The sequence below is a fragment of the Streptomyces sp. NH27 genome (assembly GCF_056859195.1).
The window spans coordinates 1-20,597 of sequence record NZ_JACEGK010000067.1; the positions used below are offsets into that span (position 1 = coordinate 1).

General features: G+C 70.7%; 19 protein-coding genes. 12 read left to right on the forward strand and 7 right to left on the reverse strand.

Annotation, left to right across the window (positions count from 1 at the left end; genetic code table 11):
• Positions 1-7: 7 nt before the first annotated feature.
• Positions 8-997 carry a LacI family DNA-binding transcriptional regulator gene (locus AC13HU_RS08405; protein ID WP_483041153.1) on the forward strand — a complete coding sequence of 330 codons (990 nt, stop codon included), beginning with the start codon at positions 8-10 and terminating at the stop codon, positions 995-997.
• Between the two features lie 460 nt (positions 998-1,457).
• Here AC13HU_RS08405 and AC13HU_RS08410 read toward each other — a convergent pair whose 3' ends face one another.
• Together AC13HU_RS08410 and AC13HU_RS08415 are read right to left on the reverse strand one after the other, a co-directional pair.
• Positions 1,458-1,910, reverse strand: a complete 453-nt coding sequence (locus AC13HU_RS08410; protein WP_483041136.1) for a hypothetical protein — start codon at positions 1,908-1,910, stop codon at positions 1,458-1,460.
• Between the two features lie 169 nt (positions 1,911-2,079).
• Complete coding sequence (locus tag AC13HU_RS08415) at positions 2,080-2,976, reverse strand: aminoglycoside phosphotransferase family protein (RefSeq protein WP_483041137.1); 897 nt, start codon at positions 2,974-2,976, stop codon at positions 2,080-2,082.
• Positions 2,977-3,173: 197 nt separating this feature from the next.
• On the opposite strand from AC13HU_RS08415, the gene AC13HU_RS08420 reads away from it, so the two are divergent.
• From AC13HU_RS08420 to AC13HU_RS08440, 5 genes are all read left to right on the forward strand, one after another.
• On the forward strand, positions 3,174-3,950 hold the full coding sequence (locus AC13HU_RS08420; protein WP_483041138.1) for a (5-formylfuran-3-yl)methyl phosphate synthase: 777 nt from the start codon (positions 3,174-3,176) through the stop codon (positions 3,948-3,950).
• 8 nt (positions 3,951-3,958) lie between these two features.
• Positions 3,959-5,368, forward strand: a complete 1,410-nt coding sequence (locus AC13HU_RS08425) for an aldehyde dehydrogenase family protein (protein ID WP_483041139.1) — start codon at positions 3,959-3,961, stop codon at positions 5,366-5,368.
• An 8-nt stretch (positions 5,369-5,376) separates the two neighbouring features.
• Positions 5,377-6,480, forward strand: coding sequence for an NAD(P)-dependent alcohol dehydrogenase (locus AC13HU_RS08430; RefSeq protein WP_483041154.1), 1,104 nt, complete (start codon positions 5,377-5,379; stop codon positions 6,478-6,480).
• A 66-nt stretch (positions 6,481-6,546) separates the two neighbouring features.
• A complete protein-coding gene (locus tag AC13HU_RS08435; RefSeq protein WP_483041140.1) occupies positions 6,547-7,449 on the forward strand; it encodes a class I SAM-dependent methyltransferase in 903 nt (300 codons plus the stop codon).
• 232 nt (positions 7,450-7,681) lie between these two features.
• Positions 7,682-7,954: a hypothetical protein gene (locus AC13HU_RS08440; protein WP_483041141.1), complete on the forward strand. Its 273-nt coding sequence runs from the start codon at positions 7,682-7,684 to the stop codon at positions 7,952-7,954.
• Positions 7,955-8,179: 225 nt separating this feature from the next.
• Here AC13HU_RS08440 and AC13HU_RS08445 read toward each other — a convergent pair whose 3' ends face one another.
• The 4 genes from AC13HU_RS08445 to AC13HU_RS08460 all read right to left on the reverse strand — a co-directional run bounded on the left by AC13HU_RS08445 (position 8,180) and on the right by AC13HU_RS08460 (position 12,953).
• A complete protein-coding gene (locus tag AC13HU_RS08445) occupies positions 8,180-8,848 on the reverse strand; it encodes a hypothetical protein (RefSeq protein ID WP_483041142.1) in 669 nt (222 codons plus the stop codon).
• A gap of 424 nt (positions 8,849-9,272) precedes the next feature.
• A complete protein-coding gene (locus AC13HU_RS08450) occupies positions 9,273-9,476 on the reverse strand; it encodes a hypothetical protein (protein ID WP_483041143.1) in 204 nt (67 codons plus the stop codon).
• A 49-nt stretch (positions 9,477-9,525) separates the two neighbouring features.
• The gene (locus AC13HU_RS08455) at positions 9,526-10,614 is read right to left on the reverse strand and encodes a right-handed parallel beta-helix repeat-containing protein (protein ID WP_483041144.1); all 1,089 of its coding nucleotides are present in this window, start codon (positions 10,612-10,614) and stop codon (positions 9,526-9,528) included.
• 269 nt (positions 10,615-10,883) lie between these two features.
• Positions 10,884-12,953, reverse strand: coding sequence for an acyl-CoA dehydrogenase family protein (locus AC13HU_RS08460; RefSeq protein WP_483041145.1), 2,070 nt, complete (start codon positions 12,951-12,953; stop codon positions 10,884-10,886).
• A 187-nt stretch (positions 12,954-13,140) separates the two neighbouring features.
• Here AC13HU_RS08460 and AC13HU_RS08465 point away from each other — a divergent pair, with 187 nt between their 5' ends.
• From AC13HU_RS08465 to AC13HU_RS08485, 5 genes are all read left to right on the forward strand, one after another.
• The gene (locus AC13HU_RS08465; RefSeq protein ID WP_483041146.1) at positions 13,141-13,917 is read left to right on the forward strand and encodes a thioesterase II family protein; all 777 of its coding nucleotides are present in this window, start codon (positions 13,141-13,143) and stop codon (positions 13,915-13,917) included.
• A 285-nt stretch (positions 13,918-14,202) separates the two neighbouring features.
• Entirely contained in the window at positions 14,203-15,339 is a 1,137-nt protein-coding gene (locus AC13HU_RS08470) for an acyl-CoA dehydrogenase family protein (RefSeq protein WP_483041147.1), read from the forward strand.
• Entirely contained in the window at positions 15,336-16,820 is a 1,485-nt protein-coding gene (locus AC13HU_RS08475) for an amino acid adenylation domain-containing protein (RefSeq protein WP_483041148.1), read from the forward strand. Before AC13HU_RS08470 ends, AC13HU_RS08475 begins: the two co-directional genes overlap by 4 nt.
• A 46-nt stretch (positions 16,821-16,866) precedes the next feature.
• Complete coding sequence (locus AC13HU_RS08480) at positions 16,867-17,139, forward strand: acyl carrier protein (RefSeq protein WP_483041149.1); 273 nt, start codon at positions 16,867-16,869, stop codon at positions 17,137-17,139.
• 5 nt (positions 17,140-17,144) lie between these two features.
• On the forward strand, positions 17,145-18,491 hold the full coding sequence (locus tag AC13HU_RS08485) for an NAD(P)/FAD-dependent oxidoreductase (RefSeq protein ID WP_483041150.1): 1,347 nt from the start codon (positions 17,145-17,147) through the stop codon (positions 18,489-18,491).
• Positions 18,492-18,641: 150 nt separating this feature from the next.
• Here the strand turns inward: AC13HU_RS08485 and AC13HU_RS08490 are convergent, their stop codons facing one another.
• Complete coding sequence (locus tag AC13HU_RS08490) at positions 18,642-19,316, reverse strand: 4'-phosphopantetheinyl transferase family protein (protein ID WP_483041151.1); 675 nt, start codon at positions 19,314-19,316, stop codon at positions 18,642-18,644.
• Between the two features lie 80 nt (positions 19,317-19,396).
• Here AC13HU_RS08490 and AC13HU_RS08495 point away from each other — a divergent pair.
• On the forward strand, positions 19,397-20,597 hold a 1,201-nt coding region (locus AC13HU_RS08495), incomplete at its 3' end, for a beta-ketoacyl [acyl carrier protein] synthase domain-containing protein (protein ID WP_483041152.1).

A 20,597-nucleotide genomic window follows, 5' to 3' on the forward strand; every position in this document is an offset into this window, starting at 1 on the left:
GGTGTCGATGGCCGACGTCGCGCGGCTGGCCGGGGTGTCCTCCCAGACGGTCTCCCGGGTTTCCAACGGGCACCCCGGGGTCGTCGACGGGACCCGCGAGCGCGTGCTGCGGGCGATGAAGGAGCTCGGCTACCGCCCCAACAGCGCGGCCCGCGCCCTGAAACGGGGCGAGTTCCGCACCCTCGGCGTCATCCTGTTCACCCTCGCCACCACCGGTAACATCCGCACCCTGGAGGCGATCGCGGTGTCGGCGGCCGAACAGGGCTACGCGATCACGCTCCAGCCGGTGGCGCTGCCGACGCAGACCGGGGTGCACGGGGCCTTCACCCGGCTCGGGGAACTCGCCGTCGACGGGATCATCGTGATCATGGAGGTGAGCCTGCTCGACGCGGCGACGATCACGCTGCCGCCGCATGTCCAGGTGGTCGTGGTCGACTCCGATGCGGGCAACCGGTACAGCGTGGTCGACACCGATCAGGTCGGCGGCGCGCATCTGGCGGTGCGTCACCTGCTGGACCTCGGGCACTCCACGGTGTGGCACCTGGCCGGGCCCGAAGGGTCCTTCGCCGCGCGGCGGCGCGAGCAGGCGTGGCGGGCGGCGCTCGCGGGGGGCTGGCGCGCGGCGCCGCCGGTGGTCCGCGGCGACTGGTCGGCGGAGTCCGGCTACCGTGCGGGCCTGGAGTTGGCCGAACGGCCGGACTGCACCGCGGTGTTCGCCGCGAACGACCAGATGGCGCTGGGCTTGTTGCGTGCGTTGCACGAGCGCGGCCGGCAGGTGCCGCAGGACGTGAGCGTCGTCGGCTTCGACGACATTCCCGAGGCGTCGTCGTTCGCCCCTCCGCTGACCACGGTCCATCAGGACTTCGCGGAGGTGGGGAGGTTGTGTGTGGCGGGGGTGTTGCGGCAGATCGCCGACGCGCAGATGGCACCCGGGGCGGTGCTGGTGCCGACCCGGCTGGTCGTCCGCTCCAGTACGGCGCCGCCGGCGTGTCGTTGACGGGCCGCGGGGGATCCGGTGGACCGGGGTCGCCCGGCGCGTTGCGCGCCCAAAGGCGGTTGAGCCGGGGAGGCGTGAGCTGGGCGAGGTCGTCGCACGGCGGGATGACGAATTCGAGCGGCGGACCCTGCCCGATCCGACCGCGCCAGTGGAGCTCGGGGCCCGCTGGTGGCATCGGCGTCTGACGGGACGGTAGTGCGTGGCGACGGGGAACAACACGCTGGACCGGCGAGGCAGAAGGGCTCCGCGTCAGCTTGGCCGACCACTACCTGTGCCTGGAGAGCGGCCAGATCGAACCGGGTGCCCTGGCCGGCTCGCCGGCCCTGGCCGCGGCCAGGGGGCCGGATCGGTCACCGCCGTCCACGAAACCTTCCGGGCCCCGGCCCGCCGGGCCCACACAGACGCCACACTCCCAAGTCCCTGGGGGACGGCTCCCCCAGGGACGCGGGCAAGGGCGGGATCAGCCGACGGTTCGTTCCTGGCACGCGTACGTGGTGGTGTTGGTGGCGCTGCACAGCTCGAACGTGAGCTTGGAGCTGCCGCTCCCGGTGTCGATGTAGTCGTACGAGTCCCGGACGATGGTGCCGGCACCGGAGTTGTTCACGCCCAGAATCTTTCCTTCGACATTACTCGACCCGACGAACCGGACACCGCGCCCGTCCTTGAGATTATCCTTGATGCCGATATCGGTGAGTGCGGCGTAGGTGTTGAACCATTCGACGTCGGCCCACGCATGACCGGCGAGCTGTCCGTTGCTGTTGTAGACGTAGAAGTCATAGTGCGTGATGAGCCCGCCGTCGGCGTGAGCGCTACCAGCGGTCGCAAGGACGGCGGCACCAACGACGACAGTCGCACCAAGAGCGCGGCCGAATTTCCGGAACATCAGGTTCCCCCCTGAAGAGTCATCTTCCACCCCGGGCCCAAACCCTGATCAGGACGGGAAACCGTCCATTCGGGGCAGCGACCGAGTGGCCGCCGTGATGGCAGCCGTATCCAACGACGCTCCTCCCCGCCCCCGCGGTTGCCGCGACCCACCCATGGCCCTCGACCAAGGTCGAGAACAAGTTCACAGCAAGCGTGCGTCAAACGCCCTTCAGAACACGATCAAGTGCCGCCCGACCTGCCGGTCCCCAGTGCGGCTTGCCGCCGGGGAGGCCCCGATCTCCGTTCTGCCCCATCAGCATCAGGAAGAGGCTCTTCATAGCGGCCAGCCCGCGGGCGCGCCGGATCGCCGCCTCATCTGCTTGCGCGTACACGTCGAAGAACCGTGCGGCCGCGCCCGCGGGCAGCAGCACCCATGCGGCGGCGAGGTCCCACGCCGGATCGCCGGCGAACAGGCTACCGAAGTCGACGATGCCCGAGAGTGTTCCGTCCGAGACGACGACGTTCGCGGGATGCAGGTCGCCGTGCACCCACACCGGCGGGCCCTCCCACGCGTCGGCCGCGACGGCGTCGTCCCATACGGCCCGGATGTCGGCAGCGATGTCGTCGGGGGCAACGGCCTGGAAGAAGTTCTCGAAGCCGTCCGTGCAGTTCCTGGGATGGGCACCGAAGTCCGTAGAGATCGGCGCCTCGGCGGGTGCCTCCACATGGAGCGCCTGGAGGAAGCCCGCCAGCGTGTCGGCCGCATGGGTGCCGCGGCTGATCGTGCCGTGGTCCAGCGGCTCGCCGGGAACCCACGTCATCACGGTCCAGTGCTTGGGGAAGCGCTCGGACGGTTCGCCGGACCGTACCGGGGTCGGCACCGGGAGCGGCAGGCGCGGGGCCAGCACGGGTAGCCACCGCCGCTCCTTGAGCTGGAGCTCCGGGGTGGGGTCCATGCGCTGCATGCGCACGGCCAACTCGTCCCCCAGGCGCCACATCTGGTTGCCCCAGCCGCCCGCCACCTCGCGGATGGCCAGCCCTGCAAGATCTGGATGCTGATCCTGCAACAGGTCGCGGACCAGGTCTGCGGTGATCTCGATCGTGGTGTCGGTCATGCGAAACCACAGTACTGAGGGTTGCGCGCTGTTGGCGCGGGCCGGCGTGAGCGGCGCGTTCGAGGGCGTGGGGATGTGGTGGGAGTGACCCGTACGGGGTCTGTGCGCTCTGCCGGTGGGACGGGGGCCGCGGGAATGATGAGCAGGCCGCAGGTGGTCGGGGCGGTTCCGCGTAACTGCCTTGTGGCAGGCGGGCCATGCGAGGGAAGGAGTCCGCTTTGTTGCTTCTCATCTCCCCGGACGGTGTCGAGGAGGCCCTCGATTGTGCGAGGGCGGCCGAGCACTTGGACATCGTCGATGTGAAGAAGCCCGACGAGGGGTCGCTCGGGGCGAACTTCCCGTGGGTGATCAGGGAGATCCGCGAGGCGGTCCCGCCGGACAAGCCGGTGTCCGCGACGGTGGGTGACGTGCCGTACAAGCCCGGCACGGTGGCCCAGGCGGCGCTCGGTGCGGTGGTCTCCGGAGCCTCGTACATCAAGGTCGGTCTCTACGGGTGCACGACGCCCGACCAGGGCGTCGACGTGATGCGCGGGGTGGTGCGGGCGGTGAAGGACTATCGGCCGGATGCGTTCGTCGTCGCCTCGGGTTATGCCGACGCGCACCGGATCGGCTGCGTCAACCCGCTCGCGTTGCCGGACATCGCTCGCCGCTCCGGCTGCGATGCGGCGATGCTCGACACCGCGATCAAGGATGGGAAGGGGTTGTTCGACCACGTTCCGCCGGATGTCTGCGGGGAGTTCGTGCGGCTGGCCCACGATGCCGGCCTGCTCGCCGCTCTCGCGGGCAGCGTCAAGGTGGGGGACCTCGGCGCGTTGACCCGTATCGGCACGGACATCGTGGGGGTGCGCGGGGCGGTCTGTGAGGGCGGTGACCGTAATACGGGGCGGATCCAGCCGCAGTTGGTGGCCGCCTTCCGGGCAGAGATGGACCGGCACGCCCGGGAACAGGCGGCTGTCGTCGCCGCCGCGGGCTGACCGCCGGCATGCCGACGTATCAGCCCGCGCCCGATACCGCGCCCGGGACCCGCGGCGAGTGCTTCGCCGTCGTCGATCCGGCGACGGGCGAGGTGTTCGACGAGGCACCCGACCAGCAGCCGGACGAGCTGGACGCCGTCGTCGACCGGGCCCACGCGGCCTGGCGCACGTGGCGGCACGAACCCGCCGCCCGCACCGCCGCGTTGCTCGCGGCAGCCGACGCCGTGGCGGTGGCCGGGGCCGACCTGGCTCCGTTGCTCACCCGTGAACAGGGCAAACCCCTGGCGGAGTCGTACGCGGAGGTCGCCCGTGTGACGGCCCGGCTGCGGTACTTCGCCGAACTCGACCCCGGGTGCCAGCCGATCACCGATGGCCGGCCGGTACGCAGCGAGGTCCGCTGGCGGTCGCTGGGGCCCGTCGCCGCGATCGTGCCGTGGAACTTCCCCCTACAGCTCGCGTCGGCGAAGTTCGCGCCCGCGCTGGCGGCGGGCAACACGGTGGTGCTCAAGCCGTCCCCGTACACGCCTTTGTCCACGCGGCTGTTGGGCTCGATCGTCTCCGGCGCCCTGCCCGAGGGCGTGTTGACGATCGTCACGGGCCGCGAACCGCTCGGCGCGCGTCTTGCGTCCCATCCGGGCATCCGGCATGTGACGTTCACCGGTTCGGTCGGCACGGGGCGGGTGGTCGCGGCCGGCGCGGCGGGCTCACTGGCCCGGGTGACGTTGGAGCTGGGCGGCAACGACGCCGCGATCCTGCTGGACGACGTGGACGTGGAGCAGGTCGCGGACCGGCTGTTCTGGGCGGCGTTCCGCAACTGCGGGCAGGTGTGTATGGCGGTCAAACGCGTCTACGCCCCGGCCCGGATCTACGCCCAGGTGGTCGAGGCCCTCGCGGAGCGCGCGAAGACGGTCGTCGTCGGTGCGGGGCTCGATCCGGCCGTGCAGTTGGGCCCGGTGAACAACGCCCCCCAACTGGCGCGGATGGAGGGTTACACGGCCCGGGCGCTCGCCGACGGTGCCCGGGCCGTGGCCGGCGGGCATCGGGTGGACCGGCCGGGCTACTTCTTCGCCCCGACGATCCTGGCCGATGTGCCGCCGGGCAGCCCGGTGGTGGTGGAGGAGCAGTTCGGCCCGGTGCTGCCGGTGTTGCCGTACGGAAGCATCGACGAAGCCGTCGAGGCGGCGAACGACACCGGCTTCGGGCTGGGCGGCTCGGTGTGGGGGACCGACCTCGACCGGGCCGAGGCGGTGGCAGGGCAGTTGGAGTGCGGGACGGCGTGGATCAACCACCACGCCGAGCTGTCCCTCGCCCAGCCGTTCGCGGGCGTCAAGGAATCCGGTGTCGGTGTCGCGGGTGGACCGTGGGGGCTGTACGGGAACCTCCAGCCGTTCGTCGTGCACCGCCCACAGGAGGTGTAGGCGTGGCGTTGAGGTTCGGTGCGGCGGTGCTGCGTTCCTACGAGGGCCGGTTCGCCATGGAGGAGGTGGTGTTGGGCGCGGGGCCGGCCGACGGCGAGGTCCTGGTCAGGATCGCGGGGTGCGGGATGTGCCGGACCGATCTGGCGGTGCGGCATTCGGCGGGCCGCTCCCCGCTGCCGGCGGTGCTCGGCCACGAAGGGGCCGGGGTCGTGGTGGAGACCGGCGGCCCCGACACCGGCCTGAACGTCGGCGACCATGTGGTGCTGAGCTTCGACTCCTGCGGGCGCTGCCGGAACTGTACGGGCGCGGCCCCCGCCTACTGCGACTCCTTCGCCTCGCTCAACCTCTTCGGGGGGCGCGAGGAGAACGCGGGGCGGTTCACCGATGCGGCCGGGGGCGGGCTGGCGCCGCGGTGGTTCGGCCAGTCCTCGTTCGCCGAGTACGCGCTGGTGTCGACCCGTAACGCGGTACGGGTCGATCCGTCGCTGCCGATCGAGTTGCTCGGACCGCTCGGCTGCGGGTTCCTCACCGGTGCCGGGGCGGTCCTCAACTCCTTCGGTGCCGGCCCGGGCGAGAGCGTCGTGGACTTAGGTGCGGGAGCGGTGGGCCTGGCGGCGGTGATGGCGGCGGACGCAGCCGGTGCGGTGGTCGTGGCCGTCGACCGGTACCCGGGACGGCTGGCCCTCGCGGAGCGGCTGGGCGCGGTCCCGCTGCACGCGGCGTCGGCCGACCTGCCCGGCCGCATCCGGCAACTGACCGACGGCGGTGCGCAGTTCGCGCTGGACACGACCGCCTCCGTCGCACTGATCAACGACGCGCTCCGCGCGCTGCGCCCGACCGGTCACCTCGGGCTGGTGGCGCGGCTGCACACCGCGCTCCCGCTGGAGGTGGGAGCCCTGGACCGCGGCCGGCGGATCTCCCACATCTGCGAGGGGGACGCGGTGCCGGGGCTGTTGATTCCGCGGCTGATCGGGTTGTGGCGGGCCGGGCGGTTTCCCTTCGACCAGCTGATCCGTACATATCCGCTCACGGACATCAACGAGGCCGAACGCGACTGCGACGCGGGCCGCGTGGTCAAGCCCGTGCTGGTTCCGGAGCGGCGGGGCCGATGAGCGAGGAACCGTACGACGCCGCCACGTTGTTTCGGAATGTCTCTATTCGCGTCAAGGGGAGGACACATGGTCGACACAGCGCCTCGGAGTACCGGTGTGGAAGACGTGGAAGGGGGTGTCGGTCTGACCGCCCTCCTGGTGGCCGCGGCGCGGGCGATCGAGACCCACCGCCATGACAGCCTGGCCCAGGACGTCTACGCGGAACATTTCGTGCTGGCCGCGCCGGCCTGCGCGGGCTGGCCGGTGCGCATGGAGCAGGTGCCGGACGGCGACGCGAACCCGCTGTGGGGGCGGTTCGCACGCTACTTCGGTCTGCGGACGAGGGTCCTGGACGACTTTCTCCTCCACTCGGTGCACGCGGGAGGCGCCCGCCAGGTGGTGCTGCTCGGGGCGGGGCTGGACGCGCGGGCGTTCCGGCTCGACTGGCCGGCCGGCTGCGTGGTCTTCGAGATCGACCGGGAAGGCGTGCTGGAGTTCAAACACCAGGTGCTCGCCGGACTGCCGGCCACCGCGAAGTCGGCGCGCGTACAGATCCCGGTCGATCTGCGCGCCGACTGGGTCACAGCGCTGACCGACGCCGGCTTCGATGCGGCCGCACCGAGCGTCTGGCTGGCCGAGGGGCTCCTGTTCTACCTGCCCGATTCCGCCGAGGCGTTCCTCATCGACACGGTGGATCGGCTGAGTACGGCGGGTAGTGCTCTGGCGTACGAGGTCAAGCTGGAGAGGGACCTGCTGGAGTACCGCGACAGCCCGCTCTACATCGCGACGAACCAGCAGATCGGCATCGACCTGCTCGACCTGTTCGACCGCGGGCCGCGGCCCGACTCCGCGGGCGATCTGGCGGGCAGGGGCTGGTCCACGTCCGTCCGCACCCCGTTCGACTTCACCCGTGAGCACGGCCGTGGCCCGCTGCCCGAGCAGAACGACGCGCTGGCCGGCAACCGGTGGGTGTTCGCGACCAAGCCCTGACCGTGTCAGCCCGAGCGCCGAAGCCGGGGTCCGGCTTTGGCGGTGCGGCGCCCGAAAACCGGTGGAACAGCGGGGCTGTCCGCGATTACCGTGCTGCCGAACCAAGTTGTCCAGGCAAGGACGTTCCGTTGTACACCCTGTGAGACCTCCCGAGTGATGAATCGTCGCGCGTCGCGCAGGTGCGCCGCGCTCCTTTTTGCTGCGGTCCTCTCACTGAAACCGGTGTACTTCCATGCTCAGAACCTGGGTGGCCACGACCACCTGCCTGCCGCTCGTCCGCCGTCGTTGCCACGCCTGCGGGGAAACCGCGACACTCGCGGTCCTGGAGCGGGTGAGGGTGCGCTCCGTACGGCCCGAACCGCCGGACCGGCTCCAGCGCGAGCGCCCCGCCTGGCAGTCGCCGTACGGTCCGCTGCCGCCGCGGGCGCGCCGCGGCCGGTGGGCACCCGTGCCCGGTCTGGCCTGCCCCCGGAACCGCGACTTCGCCTTCACGCTCAAGCACTGAGCCTGCTCGGGACCAGGGGCCTGTCCGGCCACGGCTGGATCCGCCGGACAGGCCCTTACCTCGCGGGCCGCCGTATCGCCGCGACTGCGAGGACTGTCGGGCGGCGGTTCAGCGCAGGGACCGGCCACCCGTCGCCCGACGATGAGCAGACAGCAGACAGCAGGCCGACGAACGCGGCCGTCAGCCGGACAGCCCTCGGAAGGACAGCTCTCAGCCGGACAGCCCTCAGCCGGACAGCGAGGACATCAGGCTGCGCATCGTGGCGATGAGGGCCGGGCGGAGGCTGGTCGTGCGGGGTGGCTTCTGCGGGAAGCCGTTGGCGTCCGGGGGCGGGACCTCGCCCGGGCCGTTCCACTGCTCCAGGACATCGACGGTAAGGGTGAGGACCGCGCCGCCGTGCAGGACGGTCAGAGTCTCGTTGTTGCCGTCGGTGAGCAGATACGCCTTGTCACCGAGACCGGGAACAGGGACGACGTGCTGGGCCACGCTGGTTGTCGCGACGCCGGTGGACGGATCGAGGGCGACGTTCGAGGACATCTCCGGCTGCGGGCTGTGCGGGCTGTTGAGGTCGTCGAATTCGGCTGCGGGGTCGGTCTTCTTGTGCAGTTGCACCGTGACGAGGGTGTTGTAGGAAGCCTGCCAGTGCACTCCGACGGACTTCTGCGCGGTGAGCGTGCACTGGGCTGTGTCGAGCGCGGGACCGGTCCGGGTGTCCGCCGGGGTCGCACCGAACTGGCTCGTGCCGAACGAGTCGGTCAGGGGCTTGAGGTTGGAGCCGCTGCAAGGACTGCTGGAGAGCCGGTAGTGGTGGAGGTCGGGGTGGGACGCCTGCCCGTATCCGGACAGCTGGAGGATCAGCGCCCAGGCCGCCGAGGTGGCGACGACCGCCCCCAACGCCCATGTCCACGGCCGCGTTCGGGAACCGTTGGCGTCGGAATCGAGGGTGTCTGCGGATACGGATACGGATGGGTCGGACGACCACGGGCTCTCCGTATCCCCTGTATCCCCTGTATCCCCTTCGGACTCTGGCTCACCGATCAATGCGATCTCATCCCCCGGCTTGGGCAGAGCCTGTGCGCGCTCTGCCTGAAACGGCAAGCCTACGCCGGGTGCTTCCCGGGCCGGGAGCCGGTCGGCAGAACGACCGTGCCGGTGGGCAGCCGGTGAGGGCGTACGCGCACAACTCCCTTCCACGGCACCGTCGTTGGGTTGCCGCAGCCGGCCGCCAACTGTGCGGCGCACATGATCGAGCGCGCGTCCGGGGGAACCGGAGCGCATGCTCGACCGCGAACTGACGGGTGGGGCCGGGCCGGTGCGCTCAGCCCGAGATCTTGAACGTTGACGACGAGTCGTTCTGCGTCGCGACCTGCCCCGGGAGCAGGTTCGTCACGGTGTTACCCGTGAAGCTGCCGGTGCCGGTGCCGGTGCCGGTGCCAGTGCCGGTGACGCCCGACGCGATCCAGATTCCCTGCTTTGCCGGATGGTCGATCGTGTTGTTCGTCAGCGTGATGTTGTCGCGCACCGTGTCGATGTAGAGGCCGCGCGAAGGGAGCCACGTAGGGTGTTGCCGGTCATGGTGACGTTCGAGTGGGCGGTCGGAAACAGCGAGGTACTCGGGGGGAACTGATTCGCACACCGTGCCGGGTGCCATTCCAGCCACCGCCGCCGAGGAGGACATTCCCGCTGACCGTGACCGACGTCAGGGGGTTCCCCGTGTCGCCGTACACGCCGATGTCCATGGCGCTGTTGGACGACACGCTGTTCACGAGGTTGTTCTTCACCTGGATGTTCTCGCCGCCGGCGACCCGGATGCCGTTGGCCCACCAGGGCGCGATCGCGGTGTTGTTGAGGATCTTCGTGCCGTCCACCTGGGTGTTCGTGCCGCCGGCGCCGGCGTCGGAATACGTCGCGAAGGAGTCGTCACCGGTGTTCCGGGCGAAGTTGTTCCGGACCGTGATGTTCTTGCCGAGCTTGTCCGGGTTCGGCGTGTTGCCGTTGCTGACGTTGAAGCCGTCGCCGTAGGTGTCCGCGGTGCGGCTGTTCTCGATGACGCCGTTGCTGCCCGACAGCCAGTTCGCGTCCACATGCCGGGTCCAGATCCGGTCGACCAGCCAGCCGCCGGCACCGCTGGCGTTGATTCCGTAGTCCGAACCGCCGTCGCCGCCCACATTGCGCCAGATGGCGTTGGTGTCGATCTGAAGGTCCGTCAGCGTGGTGCCCGAGTCGACCAGGACCTCCGAGCGCCACCCGGCGGGCGTCGGCAGTGGAACCTTCCGGTAGAGGGTGGTATACCACATGCTGGCGCACTGCACCTTGACCCCGGTGAAGTCCAGCGGCGTCGGTGCCAGGCTGTTGGTCAGATACCTGCCCTGGGGAATCCACACCGACTTCCCCTGCGAGCGGGCCGCGTTCACCGTGTTCTGGATGGCGACCGTGGAATCGGTCCCGAAGTTCGGGCCCGCGCCGTAGCCGACCACGGACAGCGAGTTGGCCAGCTGGGTCAGCGCGGGCCCGACCTTTTCCAGATCGACGGAGTCGACGTCGTAGACGGCGGCCGTGTTGGCGGCGTCCTTCTGGAGTTTGATGGTGCTGCCCGCGGCGATGGGGCTGCCCGTGACCCAGACGGGAAATTCGGCTCTCCTGCCGTAAGTGTGGGTCATCGGGTTGCGAGTTGACGGCCGGGGAGGGTGGGCTTGTCTGCTGCGAGGGTGAGCATGACGAAGGCGATGATGGCTTCGGCGGAGTGGAAGCCGAAGCCGTGGCGATGATCAGGCGGGTCTTTGCGTGGTCGGTGGACGTCGGGGTCGTTCGGCCTGGTCCGGTGAAGCCCAGGTCCACTGTGGTGGTCGCGTTGGGCGCCGCAGGGCCAGGGTTCCGGCCGGGGTGCGACGCCGCGTACCGGCGGATCCGCCGGGCGGCCCCCGGCCGGTCAGTTCAGGCCGAGGCCGCGGGCGATCAGTCCGCGCTGCACGTCGTTGGTTCCGCCGCCCAGGAAAGCCAGGACCGACAGTCGCAGGCCCTGCTCGAGGATTCCCGCGCCGGGGGCGTCCGGTGTGCACAGCGCCGCCGCCGGGCCGAGGATGTCCAGGGCGTCCCGGCTGAGCTGTTCGGCCACCTCCGCGGCCTGCACGCCGGCCATCGCCGAGGCGAGGCGGGCGGTGTGGGCGGCGCCGGACTCGGCCTTCCTGGCCGCGTCGGCGAGCAGCACGTTCACCGCCTGGACCTGGACGGCCATGGTGCTCAGCCTGGCCCGCCGGTCCGATCCGGGCGGCGCGCCGCCCGGATCGGACCGGACGGCCGCCAGCACTTCGTCGAGCTGCCGTCGGGACATTCCGGCGAGTTCGCCCGCCAGATGCAGGCGTTCGCCGGCGAGTGTGTCCGTGATGACCTGCCAGCCGCGGTTGACCGGCCCGACCCGCGCACCATCGCCGACCCGGACGTCGTCGAAACGCACCGTGCAGCAGGTCTGCCCGGACAGGGCCTGGTGTGGCTCCGTCCTGACCCCGGCGGCCGCCATCGGGACCAGGAACATGCTGATGCCGGCGAGCGGCAGGGCCGCGTCCACGTCTGTGCGCACCGCCAGCCAGATGTACTCCGCGGCGTGGGCGTTGGCGATCCAGGACTTCGTCCCGTTGATCACCCAGTCGTCGCCGTCCCGGATCGCAGTCGTGGTCAGCGACGCGAGGTCGGAGCCCGCTTCGGGCTCGCTGTAGCCCAGGCAGAAGGTCAGTGCCCCGTCCAGGATCCGGGGCAGGTACCTCGCCTTCTGCTCGGCCGTCCCGTACTCGGCGATGGGATCGCCGACCACCGGCACCGCGGCCATCGCGATGGCCGCCGGCAGCTGGTGGTAGGCGGTCTCGTCCAGCACCGCGAGTTGCTCGGCGACGGTGGCGTCGCGGCCGCCGTCGGCGGCGGACCAAGTCATCCCGAACCACTTCCGTGCGGCCATCGCCGCCACCACGGCAGGGTCGTCACTCTTGGCGAACAGCCGCACCGGGGTCCGGTTCTCGGCGCAGAAGGAGCGGGCCTCCTCGCGCATCGCCGCCGCCTGTGCGGTGGAATCCACGGCGGGCAGGCCGGCCGCGGCCGCGATCAGGATGTCGGCGACCGTTCCGCACGGCGGTGGACAGGCCGGCAGCAGCGCGATGTCGGCATGGACCCGGCGGAAGAACCAGGGGGCATCGTGCCCCTCCATGTACCCGCCGGCGCCGAGAGTGTGGTGTGCGCTGATCTGAATGCGCGAGGCGACGGAGGCCGCGTGCGACACCGCGAGCTCCATGGCCAGGATCCGGTCCGGCGCGTCGGCGGCGTGCCTGCGGACTGCGTCATCGATGAGAAGTTCGCCCGCGACGAGTTCGATCTGGCGGGTTGCCGTGCGCTGCTGGACCGCGCCGAACCCGCCTATCGCCCGGCCGAACTGCCGGCGGACCTTCGCATGGGCGACCGACCGGTCGTGCGTCTGCCGGGCGGCCGCCATCGCTCGCGTCGCCAGGCCCAGCCTGAGCAGGCACAGGGCCCGGCCGGCCTGCTCCGGACCGACGTCGACGACGGCCTCCGGCGCGCCCAGGTGCAGCCGGGCCCAGGCGGGCGAGGCCAGTCCGGGCTGCGGAACGGCGAACTCCACCGGCCGGACCGAGGCGCACCCGCCGCCGGGCGGTAGCAGCAGGACGTGCGTGGCGGCCGTCCCGCCCTCCATGAATGGTGCGGTCGCGGCCGCCGGGTCCGCCGGCGCCACCAGGATCCGGACGTCACCGGCTGCGATGCCGGCCGTGAGCCGCCCGGTCCCCGCCAGCAGGCCAGCGGCGACGAAGCCGTCCATGACCGGCAGCGGGCAGGCCACCGCCCCGGTGGCCCGGACCAGTGCGACGGCAGCGGCGAGGCCGTCGAGGTCGAACCAACCCTGGGCCGCGGCCAGCCCCCACAGTCGGGCCAGGGCGGCCTCGTCGGCCAAGTCAGGGAAGCGCCACCGCCGGGTCAGTAGTTCGGTTTTTTCATCCATGCTGAGCATTCGCCCATCCCGCCTGCGGTGTTCGCTGCCACGCCGTTAGTCCGAGATTAGGGGCGCCGTCAACACCGGGCAATGCAGGACGGTGACAATAGGGGCCTGATAGGGGTTCGCTGGATTATGGCAGGGGATAGAGTCGGACACTGATGAGGAATCGGCTATTTTTGCTGGGCTCAGGAGGATGGCGGCAGTGGAGAAAACCGAGAGCGACAGTTGGGTCCGCGTCTACCGCCAGGCACCGGAAGGTGTGCGCCTGTTCTGTTTCCCGCACGCGGGCGGCGCGGCCAGTTACTTCTACCCGTGGTCGAGGTTGCTGCCGGCGGACATCGAGGCGCTGGCCGTGCAGTATCCGGGCCGTCAGGACCGCGCCGGCGAGCCCCACGCCCGCGGCATCCCCGACCTGGCCGACCGCATCCACGCGGCGATCCGTCCGCGGCTGGTGGAGCCATACGCGTTTTTCGGCCACAGCATGGGAGCGGTGCTCGCGTTCGAAGTGGCCGCCCGGATCGCGAGGGAGGAGGGGACTGGCCCCGCGCACCTTTTCGTCTCCGGCCGGCGGGCGCCCTCCGTCGTCCGGCACGAGGAGCTGCACCGGGCGAGCACGCCCGCGCTGATCGCGGAGATGCGGGCGCTGGGCGGCACGGACCCGCGCATCCTGGCGGACGAGGAGTTGCTGAACCTCGTTCTGCCGACGATCCGCGCCGACTACACGGCCATCGAAACGTACCGGTTCGAGGCCGTGCCCCCGCTGTCCTGCGACGTCACCGCGATGGTCGGCGACAGCGACCCGAAGGTGGCCGTTGATGACGCGGCGGCATGGTCGCAGCACACGACCGGCCGGTTCGATCTGCGGATCTTCCCGGGCGACCACTTCTATCTGGAGGGCTGCCGGGCCGGAGCGATCGACGTGATCTCGTCGGTGCTCTCCGGGGCACGGCAGGACGCGGGTCGTGCCTGACGGGGCGCTTCCCGGTATGGGAGCGCGCGTTATCCGACCTTTACGCACCGCCGCACGTGCGGACGATACGGGGATTGCCCCCTACTGGCACCCCTACGGTCCCCCTAACTGCGTCATCCGCCGCTTAAGGGTGCGGTAAGGGTTGGGGTTCGCCCGCCGGGAGCCTATTGTTGCCGAATGCGTCGGACCAGAACGGTATATTGTCGCGGCACCGTCGTTTTCTGAGTACGGCCATCGAGATGGCATTGAATTGGCAGCGCTCGAATACGCACCGGAAAGCGACTGATGGACTTCGACTGGTCACCGAGTCAGCGTGAACACTATGCCCGTACAAGCGCGGCCGTCGCCGAGCGGTTCGCCGAGCACGAGACCTCCACGGACCCGAAGTCGGCGCGGGTGGCCTGGAAGGACGCCGCGGGCATTGGCCTGACGGGGCTGTGCCTGCCCGAGGAGCACGGTGGCGCGGGCCTGGGGGCGCTGGACACGGCGCTGGGACTGGAGGCGTTCGGCCGTTCCTGTCCCGACATGGGCCTGGTCTTCGGGGTCGCGGCGCACCTGCTGTCGTGCGCGGTGCCCGTCGCGGAGTTCGGGACGGACGAGGCCAGGGGGCTGCTGGCGGGCATGGCGGCGGGCGACCTGATCGCCGGCAACGCCATGACCGAGGACGAGGCGGGCTCGGACGTCGGACGGATCCGGACCACCGCCACGTGCACGGACGAGGGGTATCTGCTCGAAGGGGAGAAGTCCTTCGTCAGCAACGCCCCGATCGCGGACGTGTTCGTCACCTACGCGGTCACCGACCCGTCGGCTGGCTTCCTTGGTATCTCGGCGTTCGCCGTGCCGCGGGACCTCGACGGCCTCGTCGTCGGCCCACCGCTGCGGAAGATGGGACTCAACGGCTGCCTGGCGGCGCGGGTCCGGTTCGAGGGCTGCGTCGTACCGGCCGAGTTTCTGCTCGGGGCCGAGGGCAGCGGCGGGGCGATCTTCCAGCACTCCATGGGGTGGGAGCGCGGCTGCCTGTTCGCCGCGTACCTGGGGCTGATGGAGCGGCAGTTGGCCGAGTGTGTGGACCGTACGACCGGCAGGCGCCAGTTCGGGCGCAAGCTCACCGGGTTCCAAGCGGTGTCGCACCGGATCGCCCGGATGCGCCAGCGGCTGGAGGGCGCGCGCCTGCTCCTCCACCGTGCCTGCTGGCTGCTGGACCAGGGCCGTACGGACATCGGCGCGATCGCCATGGCGAAGACCGCGGTGTCGGAGGCCGCGGTCGCCAACAGCCTCGACGCCATGCAGCTGTTCGGCTCGGCCGGCTACCTGGCCGACACCGGGATCGAGGGACAGTTGCGGGACTGCCTGCCCACCACCGTCTTCTCCGGGACGACCGAGATCCAGCTGGAACTCATCGCGAGGGAGGAAGGGCTGTGAGCCTCCACCGACTTGTCATCGAGGCCGCCGCGCGCCGGCCCGGCGCGTCGGCCGTGAGCGGGCCGTCCGGCGCGGTCAGCTACGCCGAACTCGACGCCGCGGCCGACGCGATCGCGGCCAGGCTGCAGCGCCGGGGCGTCCGGCACGGCGACAGGGTCGTGCTCTGGGCGGCCAAGAGCCCGGAGACGGTCGCGGCGATGCAGGCCGTCCTCCGGCTCGGCGCCGCCTACGTGCCCGTCGACGGCAGCAGCCCGGTGACCCGGGTCGCGACCATCGCCCGGAACTGCGCGGCGCGGGTCGTCGTGACGAACCGCTCGCGGATCGCGCGAATCTCCGGCGAGCTGGGCCCGGACGTCCGCTGCGAGGAACTCGACGGCCCCTACGACCCGGCGCCGGCGGTCGCTGTCGACACCACCCCAGAAGATCTCGCGTACATCCTGTACACGTCAGGGTCGACCGGTACGCCCAAAGGCGTGCGCCTGACCCACCGCAACGCCCTTGCGTTTGTCGACTGGGCGCACGACCTGGTGGCACCGGGGGAGAACGACCGGTTCGCCAACCATGCGCCGTTCGCCTTCGACCTGTCGGTGTTGGACTTGTACGTGGCATTCCGCGCCGGCGCGTCGGTGCACCTCGTCCCCCCCGAGCTGTCCTTCGCGCCGGCGCAGCTCGTCGAGTTCCTCCACTTGGAGCGGATCAGCGTGTGGTATTCGGTGCCGTCCGCCCTCGCGGTCATGATGCGGTACGGCGGGCTCCTCGACCGTCCCGCGCCGGACGCACTGCACACCGTGCTGTTCGCCGGCGAGCCGTTCCCCATCACGCAGCTGCGCGACCTGGCCGACTGGACCGGCGCGCGGATGGTGAACCTCTACGGCCCGACCGAGACCAACGTGTGCACCTTCCACAAGGTCACGAAGGCGGATCTGGACCGCGACCGACCGGTTCCGATCGGGATCGCGGCCAGCGGCGACCGGGTCTGGGCGCTGCGGGACGACGGAGGAGTCGCGGCCACCGGCGAGGAGGGCGAACTCCTCGTCGAGGGCCCCACGGTGATGCCGGGGTACTGGGGTCATCCGCCGCAGAGCGGCCCCTACCGTACCGGCGACTTGGTGCGGGTCCTGCCCGGCGGCGCGTTCGACTACCTCGGGCGCCGCGACCAGATGGTGAAGATCCGCGGGCACCGGGTCGAGCTCGGCGAGGTGGAGTCCGTGCTCGAGAACCACACCGACGTGGCGGAGGCCGCCGCGGTGGCGGTGGGCGAGGGACTCGACACCCGCCTCGTGGTGTTCGCGGCTCCGCGGTCCGGCCGCGACCTCGGGGTCCTGGCCCTGCGGCAGTACCTCGCCCAGCACCTGCCGCGCTACATGGTGGCCGACGAGGTGCGGATCTTCTCACCGCTGCCCAGGAACGACAACGGCAAGATCGACCGCCCGGCGCTGAAGGCGCGCGCCGGCGGCGGCCTGGGGCCGAGCAGTCCATGAACTGGATCTTGTGACATCCCACCACGTAACGGAAAGGGCGGGCGTAATGACCCTCGATGAGGTCACACCGCGGATTACGACCTTCATCAAAGAGAGCTTTCTCGACGGTGACCCGAAGGGTGAGCTCACCGAGTCCACCCCATTGCTGGAGTGGGAGGTCCTCAACTCGATGAACAGCGCGCTCCTACTGAACTTCCTGCGGGAGGAGATACACGTCGCCGTGCCCTTGGCGTCGATCAACGCGGCGAACTTCCGGGACATCGCCGCCATCAGCAACCTCGTCACCGGTCTGATGACCGCCCCCGCGGAAGGCTTCTGACAACGATGAGTGTCGACTACGACGTCGTGATCGTCGGCGGCGGTCCGGCCGGCTCCAGTGCCGCCGCGTACCTCGCCAAGGCCGGCAAGTCGGTGGCCGTGTTCGAGGGCGCCAACTTTCCCCGGCCGCATGTGGGCGAGTCGCTGGTCCCGGCCACCACGAGGGTGCTACTGGAGACCGGGGCGATGGATCCGGTCGAGGCGGCCGGCTTCCCGCGCAAGTACGGCGCCGCCTGGACCTCGTCCCAGACGGCCAACGTCTCCTCCACCCAAGCCGGCACCCTGGAGCACGACTTCGGCGTGGCCGACGTCCTGTTCAGCGAGCGCCCGCAGCCGGGGGTCGACCGGGACTACACCTTCCACGTCGACCGCGGCCGGTTCGACCTCATCCTGCTCAAGCACGCCGAAAGCCTGGGCGCCAAGGTGTTCCAGGGGATCCGGGCGATGCGCGTCGACTTCGACGACCCGGAGAAGGTCACCTTGACCTGCAAGATGGGCCCCAGCGAGGTGGATGTCACCGCGAAGATGGTTGTCGACGCCTCCGGCCGCCAGACCATGCTGGGCCGGCAGCTCGGGATCAAGGAGGCGGACCCGGTCTTCGACCAGTACGCCATCCACGCCTGGTTCGAGGGCCTCGACCGGGCCGCGGCCGCCAACAGCGCCGAGAAGCACGACTACATCTACGTGCACTTCCTGCCGATCAGCGACACCTGGGTCTGGCAGATCCCCATCTCCGACACCGTCACCAGCATCGGGGTGGTGACCCAGAAGCACCAGTTCGCCGAGGCGAACATGGACCGCGAGAAGTTCTTCTGGAGCTTCGTGGAGAGCCGGCCTGATCTGTACGAGGCGCTGCGGAAGTCGGAGCAGGTGACGCCCCTGAAGGTCGAGGGCGACTACAGCTACGCCATGCGGCAGATCTGCGGCGACCGGTACCTGCTGATCGGCGACGCAGCGCGGTTCGTCGACCCGATCTTCTCCAGCGGTGTGGGCGTCGCGCTCAACAGCGCGCGGCTGGCGTGCCACGACATCATCACGGCCATCGACGCCGACGACTTCTCACAGGCCAGGTTCGCCACCTACGAGAAGACGATCCGCAACGGCGTCCGCAACTGGTACGAGTTCATCTCGATCTATTACCGGCTGAACATCCTGTTCACCACGTTCGTGCAGGACCCGAAGTACCGGCTGGACGTCCTCCGCCTGCTGCAGGGGGACCTCTACGACGACGGGGAGCCGGACGTCCTGCGTGTGATGCGCGAGACCGTGACCGCCGTCGAGAACGACCCGTCCCACCTGTGGCACCCCTACCTGGGCACGCTCCGCGCCCCGATCCTGGCTCCGGCCTTCTAACGCTGTGGCCATGATGGCTCACCGGTTCGTGACGCCCGGTACGGGGGCGGCCGTCCGTCGTCTGCCGGACGCCGAGGACCCGGCCGAGCCTTCCGGCCACGACACCGGGCGGCCGGCGCCGGTCGCGCCGGCACCGCCACTCAGGACGGTTCAGCCGCCGTCCTCGGGCAGTGCGAGTGTCCGGGTCACCACCCGAACGCTCGGCGCCCGTACCGCGACGGAGGCGATCACGTCGTCCCGAACCGGAAGATCGGCCGCCGACCACGAGGAGATGTCGCCGCACACCTCCGGGAGCGACACCACGGCGCCACGGGCGGTCGTGACTATGCCGCGCAGGTTTGTGGCGAGCCCGCTGCCGAGGGCCTTCGCCACGGCCTCCTTCCGGGTCCAGAAGCGGAGCACCTGGGCGTCCCTGAGCGCTTCCGGCAGTTCGTCCACGGCTTGCTGCTCGGCCGCGGACAGGGCCGTGCGGGCCAGCGCGCCGCGATCAGCCAGCGGTCGCAGCCGTTCGACGTCCACACCGATCGGAGCGTCCCACGCCAGGGCGGCCGCCACCACGGCGTCGGCGTGACTGAGGCTCACATGCAGGCCGCCGGGCTCGACGATCAGTGGGCGTCCCCGCCCGTCGCGCTCCCAGACCTGCCGGTCCGGCGCACATGACGTGTACGCCGCCACCAGTTGCCGGCCGACGTGGTGCGCAGCCGCCCGCGCCCGGCGGTACCGCCCGGCGCGCTGATCCAGGCTGAGCGCCCCGCCGCCGGGCGCGGCGCCCACCGCCACCCAGACGACGACATATCCAGACCCCGAGCGCTGCGGCTCATCCATCGGTCGCCCTCTCCGGTATCCCACCACGGAATTCCGATGCCGGACTGCGGAAGATCATTGTAGAGCAGGGAGTATTTTCCATGGCAGAACGACCGCTGACGAGCCCGGACACCACGACGATCGCCGTCGTCGGCATCGGCTGCCGGTTCCCCGGCGGTGCTCGCGACCTCCGCTCCTTCGGCGCGGTGCTCGGTTCCGGGTCCCCCGTCTTCCAGGACGTCCCCGCCAGCCGTTGGGACCGCGGCGACGCTGCCCCCGACGGCGCCGGCCCGGGCACGGCCAGCCACGTCGGAGGCTTCCTGGAGGAGATCGACCGGTTCGACGCCTCCTACTTCGGAGTCGCGCCGCGTGAGGCGAGTGCGATGGATCCCCAGCAGCGGCTGATGCTGGAGGTGGCGTGGGAGGCGATGACCGACTCCGGCCGGCCCGCGGACGCCTGGCGCGGCACCCGCACCGGGGCGTTTCTGGGGATGTTCGCCCCCGACTACGCGACGCTGCACACCAAGACGCTCGGCATCACCGGCATCGGGCCGCACTACGCCAGCGGGAACGAGTTCAGCTTCGTGGCGGGCCGGCTAGCCTATGCCTTCGACCTGCGCGGGCCCATGGCCTCGGTCACCGCCGCCTGTGCCTCCTCCCTGCTCGCGGTGCACCTGGCAAGCCAGAGCCTGCGATCCGGCGAGAGCGATGTCGCCCTGGCCGGCGGCGTCAGCCTGATGATCACCCCCGAGCTGAGCGTCTTCATGAGCCGGATCGGCGCGATCTCGCCGACCGGGCGGTGCCGCCCGTTCGCGGCCGACGCCGACGGCATCCTGCGTGGTGACGGCTGCGGCGTCGTCGTCTTGAAGCGCCTGTCCGACGCCGTCGCCGACCGGGACCGGATCTACGGGGTCCTGCGCGCCTCCGCGGTCAACCACGACGGCCGCAGCCTCGGCATCACGGCGCCCAACGGACTCGCCCAGGCCGAACTGTTGCGCTCCGCCCTCGGCATCGCCGGGTTCGACCCGTCGGACCTCGACTACGTGGAGGCCCACGGCACCGGGACCCCGCTCGGCGACCAGGTCGAGCTCATGGCGCTGGACGAGGTCTACGGCAGGGACCGCGGGCCGGGCCGCCGGCCCCTGTACGTGGGCTCCAACAAGGCGGTGTTCGGCCACACCGACGCTGCGGCCGGTGTCGCCGGCCTGCTCAAGGGCCTGTATGTGATCAACTCCCGGCAGGTGCCGGCCCAGCCCGACCCCGGCCGGCTCACCTCGGCGGTCCCCTGGGACCGCAGTGCGA